Source organism: Croceibacterium aestuarii (genome assembly GCF_030657335.1).
GTDB lineage: Bacteria > Pseudomonadota > Alphaproteobacteria > Sphingomonadales > Sphingomonadaceae > Croceibacterium_B > Croceibacterium_B aestuarii.
Map to the genome: position 1 here is coordinate 3,331,044 of NZ_CP131039.1, position 16,615 is coordinate 3,347,658.

General features: G+C 58.4%; 10 protein-coding genes. 4 read left to right on the forward strand and 6 right to left on the reverse strand.

Translation table 11 applies throughout. The features are described from left to right. Nucleotides 1–2 precede the first annotated feature (2 nt). Complete coding sequence (locus Q7I88_RS16465; RefSeq protein ID WP_305096993.1) at nt 3–2,705, forward strand: conjugal transfer protein TraG N-terminal domain-containing protein; 2,703 nt, start codon at nt 3–5, stop codon at nt 2,703–2,705. Between the two features lie 4 nt (nt 2,706–2,709). Here Q7I88_RS16465 and Q7I88_RS16470 read toward each other — a convergent pair whose 3' ends face one another. Beyond that, entirely contained in the window at nt 2,710–2,919 is a 210-nt protein-coding gene (locus Q7I88_RS16470; RefSeq protein WP_305098631.1) for a hypothetical protein, read from the reverse strand. 182 nt (nt 2,920–3,101) lie between these two features. Here Q7I88_RS16470 and Q7I88_RS16475 point away from each other — a divergent pair, with 182 nt between their 5' ends. From Q7I88_RS16475 to Q7I88_RS16485, 3 genes are read left to right on the forward strand one after another with little or no spacing between them, the layout of a single operon-like run. After that, nucleotides 3,102–3,422 (forward strand): helix-turn-helix domain-containing protein, encoded by a 321-nt coding sequence (locus Q7I88_RS16475; RefSeq protein ID WP_305096994.1) that lies wholly within the window; start codon nt 3,102–3,104, stop codon nt 3,420–3,422. After that, on the forward strand, nt 3,419–4,714 hold the full coding sequence (locus Q7I88_RS16480; RefSeq protein WP_305096995.1) for a type II toxin-antitoxin system HipA family toxin: 1,296 nt from the start codon (nt 3,419–3,421) through the stop codon (nt 4,712–4,714). The genes Q7I88_RS16475 and Q7I88_RS16480 overlap by 4 nt, the downstream gene beginning before the upstream one ends. A 19-nt stretch (nt 4,715–4,733) precedes the next feature. Continuing rightward, complete coding sequence (locus Q7I88_RS16485) at nt 4,734–5,906, forward strand: hypothetical protein (protein WP_305096996.1); 1,173 nt, start codon at nt 4,734–4,736, stop codon at nt 5,904–5,906. Nucleotides 5,907–5,911: 5 nt separating this feature from the next. Here the strand turns inward: Q7I88_RS16485 and Q7I88_RS16490 are convergent, their stop codons facing one another. The 5 genes from Q7I88_RS16490 to Q7I88_RS16510 form a co-directional block, all read right to left on the reverse strand. Further along, complete coding sequence (locus Q7I88_RS16490) at nt 5,912–9,310, reverse strand: TM0106 family RecB-like putative nuclease (RefSeq protein WP_305096997.1); 3,399 nt, start codon at nt 9,308–9,310, stop codon at nt 5,912–5,914. Continuing rightward, a complete protein-coding gene (locus Q7I88_RS16495; protein WP_305096998.1) occupies nt 9,307–11,484 on the reverse strand; it encodes a DEAD/DEAH box helicase in 2,178 nt (725 codons plus the stop codon). The genes Q7I88_RS16490 and Q7I88_RS16495 overlap by 4 nt, the downstream gene beginning before the upstream one ends. Continuing rightward, entirely contained in the window at nt 11,481–12,785 is a 1,305-nt protein-coding gene (locus Q7I88_RS16500; RefSeq protein WP_305096999.1) for an ATP-binding protein, read from the reverse strand. Before Q7I88_RS16500 ends, Q7I88_RS16495 begins: the two co-directional genes overlap by 4 nt. Nucleotides 12,786–12,788: 3 nt before the next feature. Continuing rightward, nucleotides 12,789–15,722: a tellurite resistance TerB family protein gene (locus tag Q7I88_RS16505; protein ID WP_305097000.1), complete on the reverse strand. Its 2,934-nt coding sequence runs from the start codon at nt 15,720–15,722 to the stop codon at nt 12,789–12,791. 62 nt (nt 15,723–15,784) lie between these two features. Then, a partial coding sequence (locus tag Q7I88_RS16510) for a nucleotidyl transferase AbiEii/AbiGii toxin family protein (protein WP_305097001.1) occupies nt 15,785–16,615 on the reverse strand: 831 nt, incomplete at its 5' end.

Here is a 16,615-nt window from a genome sequence, read left to right on the forward strand (position 1 = left end):
GCATGGTCGAGATTTTCACGGTCGGCGGCGGCGAGTACATCGTCAATGTCCTCAACGCCGTTGCCGCCTGGACCGGTGCGGGCGGCTACAAGAGCCTCATTCAGGTCGCGCTGGTGATGGGCATGGTGCTCGCGGTCATCGTGGTCGCGTTCAACCAGGACTGGCGGGCCTGGCTCAACTGGTTCCTCGGTGCGACGCTCATCTACATGTGCCTGATGGTGCCGCGCATGGACGTCCATGTGACCGACCGGGTCAATCCCAGCCTTGCACCAGCAACGGTGGCCAGTGTCCCGCTCGGGCTCGCCCTGATGGCAAGCTTCACCAGTCAGGCGGGGGACTATCTGACCCGCTCTGCCGAGCTCGTATTCGGCCTGCCGGACGACCTCAACTACTCGAAGAACGGCATGATCTATGGCGCGCGGCTGCTTGAATCGACGCGCAGCTTGCGCATTTCCGATCCGGAATTTGCCGCGAACTTCGACGAGCATGTCCGGCAATGCGTGTTCTACGATCTGCTGCTCGGCCGCTACTCGATGAAGGAGTTGTCGGAGAGCGATGACATCTGGACGACGATCGCACCGGGGAGCGCGGCGCGCGCGCAGAAATTCCTGACCCGGCAGGCCGACGACAGCGTGACGGCCTCGATCATAACCTGCCGCGAAGCCTACACCGCGCTGTCGGGGCAATGGGCGAGCCTTATCGACGAGATGACGCTTGTCGCGGGGCGTCAGCTGTATCCGCGCCAGACCGAAGCGCTCGCCAAGGCCAAGCTCATGGCCGATCTGCCGATTGCCTACCAGTATCTCACCGGCATCTCGCGTAGCGCGAGCGACATCTTCCGCCAGGTGCTGACGATCAATGCCATGAACCAGGCCATGCACGGCTTTGCAGGGGCGAGCGGAACGGGCGGTATCGACGTCTTCGCGCAGACCCGGGCCGATATTCAGACCGAGCGGACCTATTCCTCGATAGCGCACAACGCAATGAAATGGGTCCCGATCCTCAATGTCGTGCTGACAGTGGTGTTCTACGCGCTGTTCCCTGTCCTGTTTCCGCTATTCCTGATGCCGCGGACCGGACCCATTGCATTGAGAGGTTACGTCACCGGCTTCTTCTACCTTGCGGCGTGGGGACCGCTCTTCGTCATCCTGCACATGATCCTGATGTTCAAGGGTGCGGGCGATGTCGCCGCCGCTGGCGGCGGCACGGGCCTCAGCTTGGCGACCTTTGCCGGCATGAGCGACGTCAACAGCGATATCGGCATTTTGGCGGGCTATCTTGTCGCCTCGATCCCGTTCCTTGCCGGTGGGGTGGCGCGCGGTGCGCTGGCGATCTCGGGCCAGGCAACGAGCTATCTCAACCCGAGCCAGAACGCGGCCGAGGAAGCCTCGCGCGAAGCGAGCACCGGCAATGTCTCGCTTGGCAATTCGAATATCGACAATTCGACGGTGTTTTCCCGCCAGTTTGCGCAGGGTAATCTTGCCCCCAACATCGCCTATGGCCCGGCACAAACGCGTGGTTTCAGCGACAACGGCACGCAGACGACCAGCTTCCCTGATGGCGAGTTCGCTGCTGTCCCGAATTCAAGCTATCCATTCACCCCGACGCTGGGGCAGGATTTCACCGGGCGCCTCGGAACGATGGCGAGCCAGAGCCAGACGCAGAGCGAGACCTATGCCAATCTCGCCCAGCAATCGACGAGCTCTGCGCTCACCCGGTTCAGCGAGATCCGCAACGCCTACAGCCAGGGTCAAAGCTCCGATACGGTCAGCGGCGTCGGCACGAACGACAGCATCGGCACGGCATTCAGCGAAGTCGACAACGCCTCGAGGACGCTACAGCAGCAGTTCGGCCTCTCCCGGCGCGCCTCCGACGACATCACCGTGTCTTGGTTCCTAAACGGAGAAGCCTCCGCGGGGGTTGGAGGCAATTTGGGTCCAGCAACATTGGGGGCCAAGGCGACTGGCGGACGCAATCAGTCGTGGACCGACAGTGATATCGGGATCGCTTCAGAAGACCGCGGCAGGATCATGGGCACGCTGCGGCAGCTTTCCGACAGCCGCAACTGGTCGAACACGCGCGAAGGCTTCTTGCGCGAGACGAGCTCGAGCTCGGTATCGCAGGTGTCGACCAGCTCGTCGGGTCTCAGCCGGTCTCTGACCGAAGCCGAAAGCTACACGCGAGAGGCGCGCCGCGCCGAAGAGATGGCCAGCCGCCTTGAGAACCAGGCCAGCTGGTACGAGGGCAACAGCGCCGCAGGCACGCTGAACCTGAGCCAGGCGTATCGCGAGTGGGGCATGGCCGAGATGGAAGCCAATCGCGACTATTACGGGCCGGTGCGCTTCGATGACATCGAGTTCCAGATGAGTGCGCGCGGCCAGCAGCTGCAATCGCGGTTTGTCGAAAGCTATGCCGATCGGCTGCAGGACGACATCCAAGCCGATCTTTCATTGCCGGACTTCGCTCCCGTCAGCCGCCCCGGGATCGGAAGTGCCGGGCAGGTGCGGGCACGGGGAGACCTAGGATCTGCGGGTGGTCCCTCAATGCCCGATGCTCCGGATCGTTCTGGCATCGCGGATGAGGTCGAGCGGGTTCGCCGGCAGGGTCGTGGAAGGATCGGAACCGTGGGTGGTTACCTGGACCGTCAGACGCAAGGTGCCACGGGAGCAAGTGAGGAAGCGGCAGATGATGTGAAGGAGTGGTAAGGGGTCAGAGGACCAGATCGTAGATGATGACGAAGATCACGAATGCTACGAGCAACGTTAGCACCGTGATGATTTTCGCCCGCCCCCAAGGGTCGGCCCAAGCCTTCCTCCATGAGTAGGACGTGAGGCGGTTTTCGGAGATGGCACGGTCGATCTCTCGCAGGCCTTCCCAGTCTGTTTTGTCGTTGGGACCCTTGTCGTCATCCATTTCCATCACTCCGGCCTGCACAAAGCAGCAAATTTGATACATTAGCGCCAATAAGCCAATTTACGTCTCGATATTGACACATTAAGCCCTGTCATGTAAAGACGCAAAATTGCTACACAAAGCTCCCTATTGGATGTAATGCCTCGATAATGCCACATTATGATTCACTGGGCCTGCGTCCTCTCTCGGTGCTGCTGTCCGACCTCGGGAAGCAGATCGAAGCGTATCGCATATCACGCAATCTCAAGCAGGCCGAGCTTGCGGAAATGGCAGGCATCTCGCGTTCAACGCTCGTCCGCCTGGAAGCCGGCAACGGCGGGACCATCGATAGCCTTGCCAGGATCATGCGTGCGCTCGAAATCGAAGACCGCCTGCTGGATGTCATGCCGGACGCCAAACTGAGCCCGCTCGATCCCCGGTCCGACACCGGCAAGGTGCGGCAAAGGGTACGCAAGTCTTCCGAAGGTGAAGCTGGCGAGGAATGGAGCTGGGGTGACGAGGCGCCATGACCCGTGCCGTCGTCAATCTCTGGGGTCGCCAGATCGGCGCCGTCCTGTGGGACGAGGATCGCGATGTCGGGGTCTTCGAATACACTCCGGAATTCAGCCGCAGCGGCATTGAAGTCGCCCCGCTCACCATGCCCCTGCGAAGTGGCGTCTACGATTTTCCTGCGCTCAACCACGAAACCTTCAAAGGGCTACCGGGCATGCTGGCCGACAGCCTGCCCGACAAGTTTGGTAACGCCCTGATCAACCGCTGGCTTGCCGAGCAGGGCCGCACAGCCGACAGCTTCGATCCGGTCGAGCGCCTTTGTTACACCGGCCGCAGAGGCATGGGCGCGCTCGAATTCGAACCTGCCACCGGCGAGCGCCGTGAACAGGGCCGGCCGGTCGATATCGCCCCGCTTGTCGAGCTCGCCAACCGGGTCATCGCCGCGCGTGAAGAACTGGCAGGCGTCCTCAAGGGAGAGGATGACCACCGGGCACTCCAGGAGATCCTGCGCGTCGGCACCTCTGCCGGCGGCGCCCGGGCCAAGGCCGTCCTCGCCTGGAATGAGGAGACCGGCGAATTCCATTCAGGACAGCTGACTGCAGGGCCCGGCTATACGCAATGGCTGGTCAAGTTCGACGGCGTGTCGGGCAATGCTGACAAGGAACTCGCTGACCCGATGGGCTTCGGTCGCCTTGAATACGCGTGCTACCTGCTAGCCCAAGAGGCTGGCATCCGCATGGCTCGCTCTCGCCTTCACGAAGAAGGCGAGAGGGCGCATTTCATGACCCAGCGTTTCGACCGCACGCTAGACGGAAAGAAGCTCCACATGCAGTCGCTTTGTGCGATGCGCCATTTCGATTTCAATCTGGCCCGTGCCTACAGCTACGAGCAGGCGATCGAGACCATCCGCATGCTCGGCCTCGGACGCGAAGCGATCAGGGAGCAGGTGCGCCGCGCGCTGCTCAATGTCTTCATCCGCAACCAGGACGATCACACGAAGAACATCGCCTTCCTTATGGACAGCTCGGGTCGTTGGAGCCTCTCGCCAGCTTTCGATGTCGTGTATGCCTACAATCCAAAAGGAGACTGGACCAACGAGCACCAGATGTCGCTGGCAGGCAAAACTGACAATTTCGAACTTGCTGACTTGGTCTCTTTCGGAAAGTTTGCTGACCTAAAGACACATGAAACCAATGCGATCATCGGAGACATCCGTTCTGCGTTATCCAAGTGGCAAAATCTCTCGTTGGAAGCCGGCGTGCCGCCCGAGATGTCCATCAAGGCAAAGAACGGCTTCAGAAATCTGTAAGGAACCTTGTCGCTGCTGAGTGCAACCGACCGTGCGAACACCGATAGATTTGGAGAGGGATTTGCTAGCTGCGACCAATTTCGATGCGGCCTTCGTGCGCTTCCAAGAGCTGGTGACGGCAAAGTCCGGAAAGCCATTCTCGAGTTTTAAGGACGGCCTGGCGGCCGTCTGGGAAAGCTACAAGCCTCGTTTGCGAGAGCATGCCTTATCCAAATTGTCGGCTGATTCCTGGAACTCCGCAGACATAAGCACGGGGAGCATTCTCGACCGAACAATCGAAGCGATCGAGATACAGGATGCAGGCAAGAACCTAACGAACAACCTGGTCTTTTGGCAAAATCGGTACGGACATGCGAACCGCGATCATCGCGCCATGCTCGAGGCCCAATCGAACCCCTCCCTTCGAAATTCCCTAGAACAAGCTTTGTTCGACCATTTCCGTACGGATCGGCCTGAAGCTGAGTCGTTCGAACAAGTCGCCGAGCTCACTGGTCGAAAATACCCATTGATCGCTTACCTGTTTTTCCTGCGGGATTCGGCAAGATACATGCCGATTCAGCCTACAGGTTTTGATCGAGCATTTCAGGCTCTCGGGATCGATTTTTCGACTTTGAGACATTGCGACTGGAGCAACTACGAAACCTATAACGCCATTCTGCAGGGTCTACGTCCGCGCATCGCCAAAGCATCCAACCTTTCGAACGTCCGCTTGGTCGATGCCCATTCCTTCTGCTGGATCTACTCGACCCTTTTGAAGCAGGAACTCGAAGGGTCGCTTCTGCCAAAACCGGGCGCTTCGGGTACCGGTCACGTCATTGGTGGCAGACAGAAATCGATTATCGCCATGAGGTACTCGGTTGAGGACACCGCAAAGAACTCAAACGGTCAGAGAGTCGAGCGCGTGGTCAAGAACAAGGACCTGCGCATGACTTCATCCCAGCTGGAAGAGCACATTGTCGCCTTGTTGGACCTTCAGGACAACAAGTGTGCTTTAACCGGAATCTCCTTGCAGTTTCACGGTGACGGGGCAGATCCGAACCTATTGCCATCCGTTGATCGTATCGACAGCAACGGTCACTACGAAACCGGAAACCTCCAGATTGTTTGCCGTTTTATAAACTTCTGGAAGACCAACTCCGACAACGATGAATTCAAAAGGCTGTTGATGCTCGTGCGCGGTGAAGAGCATTGATCTAGCTATTCAGCAAACTCGCGATACCGGCAAAACGCATTGGCAAGTTGCATTTGTCTCGGCGTGCGGCACTCGGCTTCGAAGACTTGAGGAGAGCCAACCAGGATCGTCACGCATTTCGCGCGGGATGTCGCTACATTCAGGCGATTGAGGCTGTAGAGAAACTCCATCCCTCGCGGAGCGTCCGCATGCGACGAACTGGCGAGCGAGTAGATCGAAATCGGCGCTTCCTGCCCCTGAAACTTGTCGACTGTCCCAACCCGTGCTTGCGGCAAGCGCTGCTGAATTTCGAAGACCTGCGCATTGTACGGCGCGATTATCAGGATGTCGTCGCTTCCGACGGGGTGCTCTTCTCCATTCCGGTCAACCCAGGTCGCTCCTTGCTGGAGGATATCGTCTACCAGGGCTGCGATAACGTCGGCCTCCTCAGGAGAGCAGTTCTGATTGCCTTTGTGCTCGACGGGCAGGAAGCGGAGCCCCGTGCCCCCGGCAATACCGCTAGCATTGACGCGTTGCCCCGCCGTCTCCTCCTTCGAGTCAAGCTTACCCTCATAGAAGAGCTCTGACGTGAAGTCCGAAATATCGGGATGCAGCCTCCAGGTAATGTCGAGGAACAGTCCCTCGTCAGACGCTATCGTCTGTTTCCCCGACAAGAGATGGTCGAGAGCCGAGCATCCAGTTCCGTCCGGATGGCTACCCTGCATTGGTTGGTCGAGTTGCTGAGGATCACCAAGCAAGACCAGCGTTTGGGCTGCCTGCGAAACCGCGAGCACATTTGCGAGCGACATTTGCGCGGCCTCATCGACGAACAGAACGTCAAGACATTCGAACGCGTCCTCGGTCGACCACAGCCACGCGGTCCCACCTGCTATCTGGCAATCGCTATCCAAAGCGGCGAAGACCTCCCCATTGCTCTTTTTGGCAAAGCGAAGCCGGTCAGTGGCCTCTTCCTTTGAACCGCCCTTCGGCTTTTGAATGCCCACAAGTGGCGTGGCGGTCTCTTCGGCAACCTCGATAACCTTGTCGAGCAGGTTGCGGATCACGTCGTGGCCGTTGGCCACGATGCCTACCTTTTTGCCTTGCTTCACCAACTCGCAGATCATGTGCCCGCCAGTATGCGTCTTACCGGTTCCAGGTGGTCCCTGGATCGGCAGCACTCCTGACGCAACTAGCGGTGCAATTCGCACACCGGCAGCCAGCGGCGTTTCGCCGTCCATCCGGATAGGCCCATCATCTGCGACTTGCGGGCCTACGCGCATGAGCATGTCTCGAGCGGGCCGGTAGGCATCGCCGTCGAACATGCCGTGCTCACAGACATAGCGTGCCAGCCGGACCAGGGATTCCTGCATGGGCTTCGATGAAACATGCTCGTGGACGAAGATCGCTTCAGGATGTTCGCTCGCCATTGCCGAGGTCTTCTTGATATCGACCGTCCGCTGGTTGCGGGAAATGTCCTCGACAGAACCGACCGATTGGCCGCCATTGGCCCTGATGCCCTTGCCCGGGCGTATGTCGGCCTCCTGAGCAGGAAAACTGTAGCGGTCGATCGGACATTTGGCTGTTCCACCGACCGTCTTCATGTACTGCAGACCCGCCAGGCCAGCGCGCTCTTCAAGCAAGTCTTCCGCTGCAAGGTCGCACAGGCGAAAGTATTCCCACCAGCCTGCCTTCTCCTCGCGGCGATGCCACTCGAGCAGGTTGGCCAACAGCCAGCGACCATGCTCCTCGGCCGTCCGATCGGCGGGATCTACAGGAACACCCCCGGAAAGCTGCTCAATCAACGGTGTGATCAGTTCGAGCCATTCGGATATGTTTTCGCTGGGCGCGCCATCGGCAATCTCAGGGCGCGCGATGTCGCCCCCCTGTTCGACCAAGGCCTGCCGCTGCAGTTCAAGCCAATCGCGCAGGTACTGTGTCGATACGCAATCGTCGCGGTTGTAGGCTTCGACCGTGGCGCGGTCTTCCGCCTCGATGCCAGTCGGATCATTCGCTTCGAGACACAGCTGGAGCCGCGTCAGAGCCTGGTTCGCATCGGGCAGTTTGGCATCACGTTCGTAGCCGAAGAGCGGCTCGAGCTTCTTGATCGAATAGCTTTCGACGCCAGCGCGAATTGCGTGTCGCACGACGCTGAGAAGATCGACGAGAACCTTGCCGCGCAGCAGCCGGTCGAGTTCGTCTTCGCGTGTGGCATAGCGGCCCATGAGCCGCTTGAGCGCTCCTGGCTCGTATCCGCCGTAATGATAGACATGGAGGTTGGGATAAGTCTCAAGCCGCGCGATCACGAAATCGATGAATGTCTCGAACGCCGCCTTTTCTGCCTCACGATCGAGCGCCCAGAGACCCTGGTAACGTGCCTCACCGCCTTCAGTGTAATGGAAGCCATGAAGATATTCGAGACCGTGCTCTCCAACAAAGGGATCACCCTCGAAATCAAGGAAGACATCTCCTTCATCGGGCTCGGGCAGGCAGGCCAAACCGAATCCGGGCACTGGCGCAAGAAGCTCGAACTTGAGTTCGCCTGCCAAGCGACTTTCGAGCTGGACACGTGCCTGCTCGCGGACGCGCGTGAAGCTCTCGATAGATCCTCGCTCGGGCTTCCAGGATAAGGGCATGGCGAGTTCGGCAAGCTGCGCACCTGTCGTGACCCCTTGCTCCTTGAGTTCGGCAATCTGCAGACTCGAAATGCCTGCCACGAGACAAAGATGGTCGTCGTCGCGCCGTTGCTTGTCGCAACGGGTGCTCCAGACGCAGATATCGCAATGCGTAGCCGGCTCCGGATATGTCTCTTGCGAATTTCCGGAAGCAAAATTGGCTGCCATGCCTGCCTTCACCTGCCGGTAGTATGCCCCAAAATCGGCGATGCGATAGCGCTCGGGCACAAAATCGGTCCAAGGCGGAACGACGTGCACAAACTCCGGCATCTGGCCCTGAATCTTGCCGATGAGCTCGGAATAGAGGCAAAGCTGGAGGACGGTCCCGCCCTTGGTTTCGCGGGCCAGCTTGGTGTCGACCGCTTCATAGGACCGACCGCCGAAATCGCTCGGCGTATCGACCTTGCGGAGGATGTCGGCTCGACCGACCCAGTCGCCCGAACGAAGAGCGCCCTGCACGATAACGTCAACGCCTGCGCGCATGGCCTCGTGCGTCGCAGCAACAGCTTCGTCTGTAATTTCAACGCCGTCGATGCGCACAACTTGCAGTCCGAGGGAGGTCAGGTGCTCGACATAATCCTGCTCGTGCTTGGCGCCGCGTTCCCAAAGAGCTTCGAGCAGAGGATCGTAGTACTTGGGCTTCGACAGGTCACCCTTGGCAACAGCGTGCTCAAGACGACTCAAGTGCCGGCAATTGAGGTAGCGGACCAAATCGGTCGCGCTGAAACGAAGCTGATCTCCGATGAGTTTCAATTTGAACCTCCAAGAATTGCTGCAGCCAACTCTGGCAGAGACTCCGCATCGAGCTTCGAGGACATGGCGTCGCGCTGCAGCAATTTTTCCGTCAAGTGAGGATGAAACTTCTCGAACAACAGATTCGGTGAATGTGCAAATAGGTCCACCTCTTTGCCGCTTGCCAAGGTCGAAAGTGCGTGGATCAATGGCGGGCTTTCGTCCTTCCCAAACACTTCAAGAAACCCGTCGTGTGTTTGCACGGTAAAGCCGTTCGCACGAAGAGCGAGTGCTAAGGTCGTTGTCCGAACGGAACCTGCCTTTGTGGCTACGACGGCAGCATTTTCGCCAAGCTGCGCGATCCGTCCGGGATCAAATCGCAGTTGGGCATAGTTGCCGCGCGCTTGGTCAAGCAACTCAAGCGCTGTCGCATTAAGATAGGTTGGGCGCTCTTGTCCCTCCAGAACATCGAACATTCGCTCGATCACGCGGTCATGGATGTTGCCAGGATCGCCCCCAAAGATGGGCGGCACTCCAGCTTTCGCCGGTGCAACCATAATGACACGATCCCGGTCGAGAACTTCCTGCACCAGCCAGCGCCTGCCCGAAAAAATGAGAAGCATGCCGGGCGCGATCATGTTGTCGATGGGAAGTGTCCCAAGCTCCTTACCGCCGAAAATCAGCCGGTATTCCTCGGGTGTCTGAAACACTGCGTAGAAGCTGTAATGCTCGACCAGCTTTTCGCCATTGGCACCGAGCAACAGAAGCCCATCGCTGGCTTGCTCTATGAGTGCGACCTCAGGGTGCCCGAGCGCTCGCAAGACATCCAGGAACAACTGAGTATCGACCTGGCGGAATGGTCCGATCTGGCAAAGAATCCCGTATAATTGTTCCGCTTGTATTCCGCCCCGTTCGGCGATTACCGAGAGGATTTGGTGAACGAGGGTCGAAAGGTGCAGGGCCTCGCGTTGCGGCGGTTCGCACCAACCTTCCAAAAGCAATTCGATCATCGCGATGGCCCGCACCATTCCAAGGCGAAGTCGGTCCGAAAAATTGCTTGTAGGTGTGAGCTTCGCCTCGACTGCGTATTGCCGAAGGATGGCTGGCTTGCCCGATCGCCGTCCTGATCGGCCAAGCCTTTGCCTGAGCGATGCTACGCTGAAGGGTGCGCCGATCTGGCCAACACAGGTTACATCACCAATGTCGATTCCCAGCTCCAACGTGGACGTACAGACGGCAGTCGTCGGCGCATTGCTATCTTTCAGGCGGCGTTCGACGAAATCCCGATGTTCGCGCGATAGGCTAGCGTGGTGAGGGTAAAACTCCTGCGGGAGGTGTTCCTTCTCGCAAAGCGTCCTTAGCCGATCCGAGTAGATTTCGACGGCCTGACGTGCACCGGCAAAAACAAGATTGTCGCTGCCTCGCAGGTGTTCGAAGAGATGTTGCGCGATGGAATCCGCCGCAGATGGGCTTTCGTCTTCCTTGTCGCCAGCAACGTACCCACGGAGCTGAAGCTGCAACTCGGCTGATCCGCCCTCTGCAATGACCTGCTCGACGTCACCAGGGCTGTCAGGTCGGAGATAGGCCTTCGCCAGCTCCATATCTCCGAGTGTGGCCGACAAACCGACGCGGCGAATTGGTCTTTTGAGGGCGATTTCAAGGCGCGTGAGAAGTGAGCGCATCTGGATGCCGCGCTCACTGTCGAGGACCGAATGCAATTCATCGAGAATGACTGCGCGTGTTGGGCCAAACAGCCTCGGAATTTCCAACCCACGTCGAATGAAGAGAGCTTCAAAAGACTCCGGGGTGATTAGCAGCACGCCCCGCGGTTTCTTCGTAGCTTTAGTCTTTATGGATGACGAAACGTCGCCATGCCACGGCGTGATGGGCAAGTCTGTGTCGCGACAAATGTCTTCAAGTCGCCGCGCTTGATCGGTGATGAGCGCCTTCAGTGGTGCGACATACAGAACGTCGAATCCGGAACCTTCACTGGGTTCATCGAGCACTTGGGATAGCAGCGGGAGAAACGCGGCTTCAGTCTTGCCTCCGGCGGTGCTCGCAGCGACGATCAGGTCGCGATTGCCGTCCATTAGCACGTGCGTTGCACGGGCCTGGATGTCGCGCAGTTCCTTCCAGCCTTGCTGACGAATCCATTTCTGGATTGGTCGAGCTAGCTTATCGAACGCCGTGCTCACAGTCGGAAGCTGGCTAGCTCATCGCTCTCGGGGACAGCGCCAACGCTCTCATCTACGTCGCTCATATCATCCCCAGAATCTTCCGTCACGTCGAGTTCTTCGATGAGGTCCGACCATTCGACGCCAGGGTTTTGTTCGAGCACCGCCAGAAGATTTACGAAAGCCGTAACCGTGTTTCGGGGCGTTCTAAAATATGCTTCCCCGATCCTGTCCGAGCAGTGAGCCATGAACGCTTCCAGGGCGCTGTCTGGCAGGATTGCTTCATCGCCCTGCATGACGGCGCGAATGTTGGCTAGAAGCACGAACAGGTCTTCGGGCATAAGGCTGGCCAGTCGAATGACCGGCCCGGAGAGATCGACCAGACCGTCACGCGCAAAGGTGTTCTCTGCTAGGCGAGATTGGAGGGCTTCATAGCTGTAGAGGCCACGTCGTGTGTTCATGAGGAATTCCGGCGTTCCTCCCATGAGAAACCCAAGGTTCTCAGCGCTCCCCTGGAGCACGTCGTTCAGAATGCGCAGGATTTGCTCGTAATTTGCGTTGCGAGCTTGCGATGAAGTCAGCTTGTAAAGATTGACCATCTCGTCGAGGCCAACGAGCAGGCCCTTGTAGCCCGCCTCACGAACGAATGCCGACATCAGTTTGAGGTGATCGTAGATGCTCGCGTCATTGACTATCGTGCGAACACCGAGAGCCTTACGAGCATCGGTTTTGGTTGCAAATTCGCCGCGCAGCCATCGGATCGCTGCTGATTTCAGCTCTTCATCGCCGGTTTCGTGCCCCTCCCAATACCGGCGGATCACCTGCGCGAAGTCGAAGCCGCCTGTCAGTTCCTCGAAATGTGCAAGGCGCTGACGAATGACTTCGTCTGTCGATTGTTCTTTCGCTTCGGCGTCGTGTTGGGCCTGGCTGACAAATCGCTCGACAACATTCGACAATGCGCCGCCATCTGGCTTGGTGCGGGTGGCAAGGTTTCGCGCCATCTCAGCGTAGAGGCCTCGTGCTTGCCCGCCGGTCGCGTGGATGCGTCGATCCGGGGCAAGGTCGGCAAACATGACGACCAGTCCCTTTTCGAGCGCCACAAGCCGGATAAGGTTCATGAAGAAGGTCTTGCCGGAGCCATACTCGCCGATGATGAAACGAATGGCTGAACCGCCATCAGCGATCCGGTCCATGTCCTTGACGAGTTCTTCGATCTCACGCGCTCGTCCGACCTGGATGTGCCGAAGCCCCAATTTGGGAACAACCCCTGCGCGTAGCGCCTGAACGATAGCGCCGCGTTCGCGCGGCTTCAGTCTCGACATGAATTAATCCCCCTTCGCGATCTCGGCCCTCAGTGCCTCGGCTATGTCCGGCGACACGTCATATCCGTCATATTCATCGAGCAAGGCCTCATCGAATTTATCGAAAGACCACTCGTTGACTACTTCGAGCGCGCCGGACGGCATGAGCCCTTGCTTGCCGACGATCTCGTCAAACTCTTCGTCAGTCCAGTGTTCGCGCTGGATTATCTGCTCCACAAGCATCGCATGCTTGGGATCGAGGCCAGCCATTGACGATGGAAGAGCATGTGCTGCGGTGGCCTCTTCGCTCACGTCTTCGTCGGTCGAAAAAATCTCGCCCAGAACGCTCGAAACGCGCTCGGTGTCATTTCGAATAGCGGCAATACGCGCTGCATCGAGCGAACCGGCTTTGGCTTTCGGTTCATCCGGTATTTGTTCGCCCGGTGCTTCCGTCTCAGCGGCTTTAACGCGAACCGGGCCGTTGGGCACGTCGCCAGCGTGGAGGTCGGCGTAAACGAGGCCAGCATCGATCCCGAGAGCCTTGTAGATCTTCTCGATGCAAGCCACTTCTTCAGACTGAATCACGCTGTCAGCGTGGGCTATCGCGACAACCGCTGCGCGCAAAGCTAGATGATGTTCAGCGCCCGCATCTTTCAGCTTGCTGCGCAGCCATGACATGTCTGGCGGAACATCGAGATACCATTCGAGGTTCGCGTGGAGACGCTTTCTTTCAAGCTCAGTCAGACCCCTAGTCGCTTCGATCTTTTCACGGAGTGCTCTGCGTTCGGCTTCCACAATTTTGCTGTCGGCATGTGCAACAAAGGTCGCCAGTGCTAGTTCGAACAATTCGGTTCGATATGCCGGCGAGACATCTTCAAGCTGTTCGACCGGCTCGCCCAGTTCGAAGATCACGACGGGTTCGTCGATCTTCGGTCCACGCAGCGAAAATCTTGGGTCGGGAGCCATACCGAAGCCGATCCGGGCGAGTGCATCTGCTGCGCCAGTCAAGTTCCGCTTACCGAGCTTCTCCGGCGTTTCTCCTTCCAGGCGCGAGAGCACATCAAGTGCTGGGACCAACCCGCCCGCCGCTACTTGCTCGTGCGCCCAGTCCTTGAGTTCTTCCAACTCGTCTGACGGGAACAGACTCCAAAGCCCAGCAGGTAGCAGCGCCTGTGCTTCAATGGTCCCCCGGCCATCTGGATTTCGTCCAAGATACCGGCTGAACTTATCGAGTTCATCCATCGCCTCATCTGCGATCTTCTGTGCCTTCTGGACCGGCGACCGCAAATCAGTAACGTCGGGGATAGCAACATCTCCGCCATCTCCCGCCGTGAGATTGACCGAGCAATTGAACTCGCCCGACGCAGCGCGATAATCGATTTTCAGAAGCTTACGAGGCGTCCGCACCTTCAAGCCATCTGGGTACAGCGCGTCGAATTTCAGTTTGAAAAGTGCCTTGAATTCGTCGCCGCAACGCTCGGCTGGAGTGCGAAGGCGTCGCTCTGGGTGGCAATGCAGCCAGAGATGCAGCCATTCGGCATCGAAGGCTTTGCCCTCGGCGATCATGCCACCGAGCGCGAACTTCAGTGAAAATGGCAAGTCCCAACTGCGGTTCTCAAGAATCGCCTGTTTGAGGGTCGCATCGTCCAATGAGATGCCGCCCATCGCCATGATACGCGCGATGTCGAGAAACTCGCCGAGATACCTTTGGACGGAGTAGTTCGCAGAAAAGAGTGATTTGAGGCGTTCAACCTCCGCCACGACTTCTCGTTTCTCGTCGTCCGATGGCTGATCGACCAAAAACCGCCGCTCAAGACCATAGAAGAACAGAAACAGGAAACCGGGATTGACCGTCACATCTTGACGGCCGCCGGCCAACCAATCGAGATACGTGGCCCTGCAGACGGCTGGGATAGTGGAATATCCCGGCCAGTACGACATGCCATCGCCCTCCATGTCGGAACCGAACGATGCAACCGATAACGAAGGGTCGATATAGGCGCGGCATCTTTCACCATATCCATGCGAGCTTACCTTAGGCGGCGAGCCGACGTACACCATCCCGTCAATTGCTCGGCCGCCGATGGTGACCGTCTGCCCCTTCGGCACCCACCCTTGAACCTTGGGACGGCTTACATCTCGGCCGATCGGTCTTTGCGCGGCAGTACGTTCAGGCGCAGAAGGACTTTCGAGGCGGGTCTCGTCGCCGAAAAGCTTCTCGCGCAACACCTTAATTCGCGATGGGCGGGACGAGCCTTCACCGACCTCCCCGCTTGTCGATGAAGTTGGTGCGAGGGGTTGGTGCTTCTGTGCTCCAGTTTCTTTTTCTGCGGCCCGCCTGAGCGACGCGGCTTCAAGTGCCTCTCGGGCAGCTTTGCCGACACGAACAAGTTCAGAATTATCTTGGCGCGGGCGATAGGGTTGCGAGGTTGAACACGCGGCCAACTCGCCGGGTGTGTTCTGATCGGCTGTTGGTTTCGAGACCCGCGACGCGATTGCCTCGACGCGATTCGAATTTTTTGGATCAAAGATCGATGAATTGTCACCAAATAGCTTCTCGCGAAGCTCCTGCGTCCTAGATTGCTTGTGCGCACCCCATTTGCCTTCTAAATGCTGGTCCTCGCTGGTTCCCACAAACTCTGAATTGGTGCTCTTGGGGCCTTCCGCCGGGGGCGGTTCCAGGGCAGCTTGAATGGGTAGAGGCTGCACCTGCTGTGCGCGTCGCACATGTCTTAGTCGGTCTCGCAGCCCATCATTCGAACTGGCTTTATCTGAAGCAATTCTCGACGCTCGACGCTTTTCGTACAACCAAACCATTAGACCTGGACCAAGAAGGATGAAAAGTCCCTCGAACCAATCCGGGAGACTGTCCAATGCGATTGCCGAAAAGAGCGAGCAGGCAACAAAGAATACAATATAGAGCCCGATAATGCGGATGATTTTCCAGACAATCGACATATGCACTGCCTGCCATTTTGCGGATGAGAGGTCACGTTGATTTTCGCCAAGCGCAGATTCGGTCAGCCGAGCAACGCTTTCTCCAGAGCCTCGATCAATTTGTGTCGTTTCTCAGGCAGCATCTTCTCCAGATTCTGCTGTTTCCACAAGACTGCGGGCAAGTGGCTGGCTTCCGGTATTTCGAGAAGCTCCCAGTCCAGTTCACCCCGCTTGAAGCCGATTAGGAACTTGCAGTGCGCGTCTGGCATCTCGCCAACCATCGTGGCGACGATTGCCTCGCGCGTAGCCTCAAGATCGGCAAGCTCGACATTCTCTTTTGTCATGCCGAGAAAGCCACGTTCGAATTCCTCGGCCAGCGGTTTGCGGGTCGGAGCGAGCACTTCGGCCATCGGGCGATTGTGGCTGATAAGGTAGACGAGGAATGCGCGCCGCAGTTCGTCGCTTATCCCTTCGTTCTCCAGCAAGTCTCGCACGTCGAACAGGTCGCGCGGGTGCTGGCGATCCAGCGCCGCCACGATCTTCCCCGCATAGAGGTCGGCGAAGGAAACAACCTGCATCTCGGCGAAGCCGAATGTGTCTTCGACTGTAGGCACGACGCTCATCACCACGGGGTCGTAGACAGTGCCGCGCAAGACAGGCGTGACCTCGATCTTGATCTGGCCGCCTTCGGAGCGGACGATAAGTTTGGTGACAATGTTGTCGCCTGCGGAGCGCGATGGCGCGACCGCCGCGCCCGGTATCCCGGCTTCGATCCGCTCCTTGATCCGCAGCATCGCCGCGTCGATAGCTGCGAGTGATGAAGCGCGATCCTCGACCGGCAAGTAGGTCAGGTCGATGTCCACCGAGAGGCGCGGCAAGTCGCGCACGAAGAGGTTGATCGCCGTGCCGCCCTT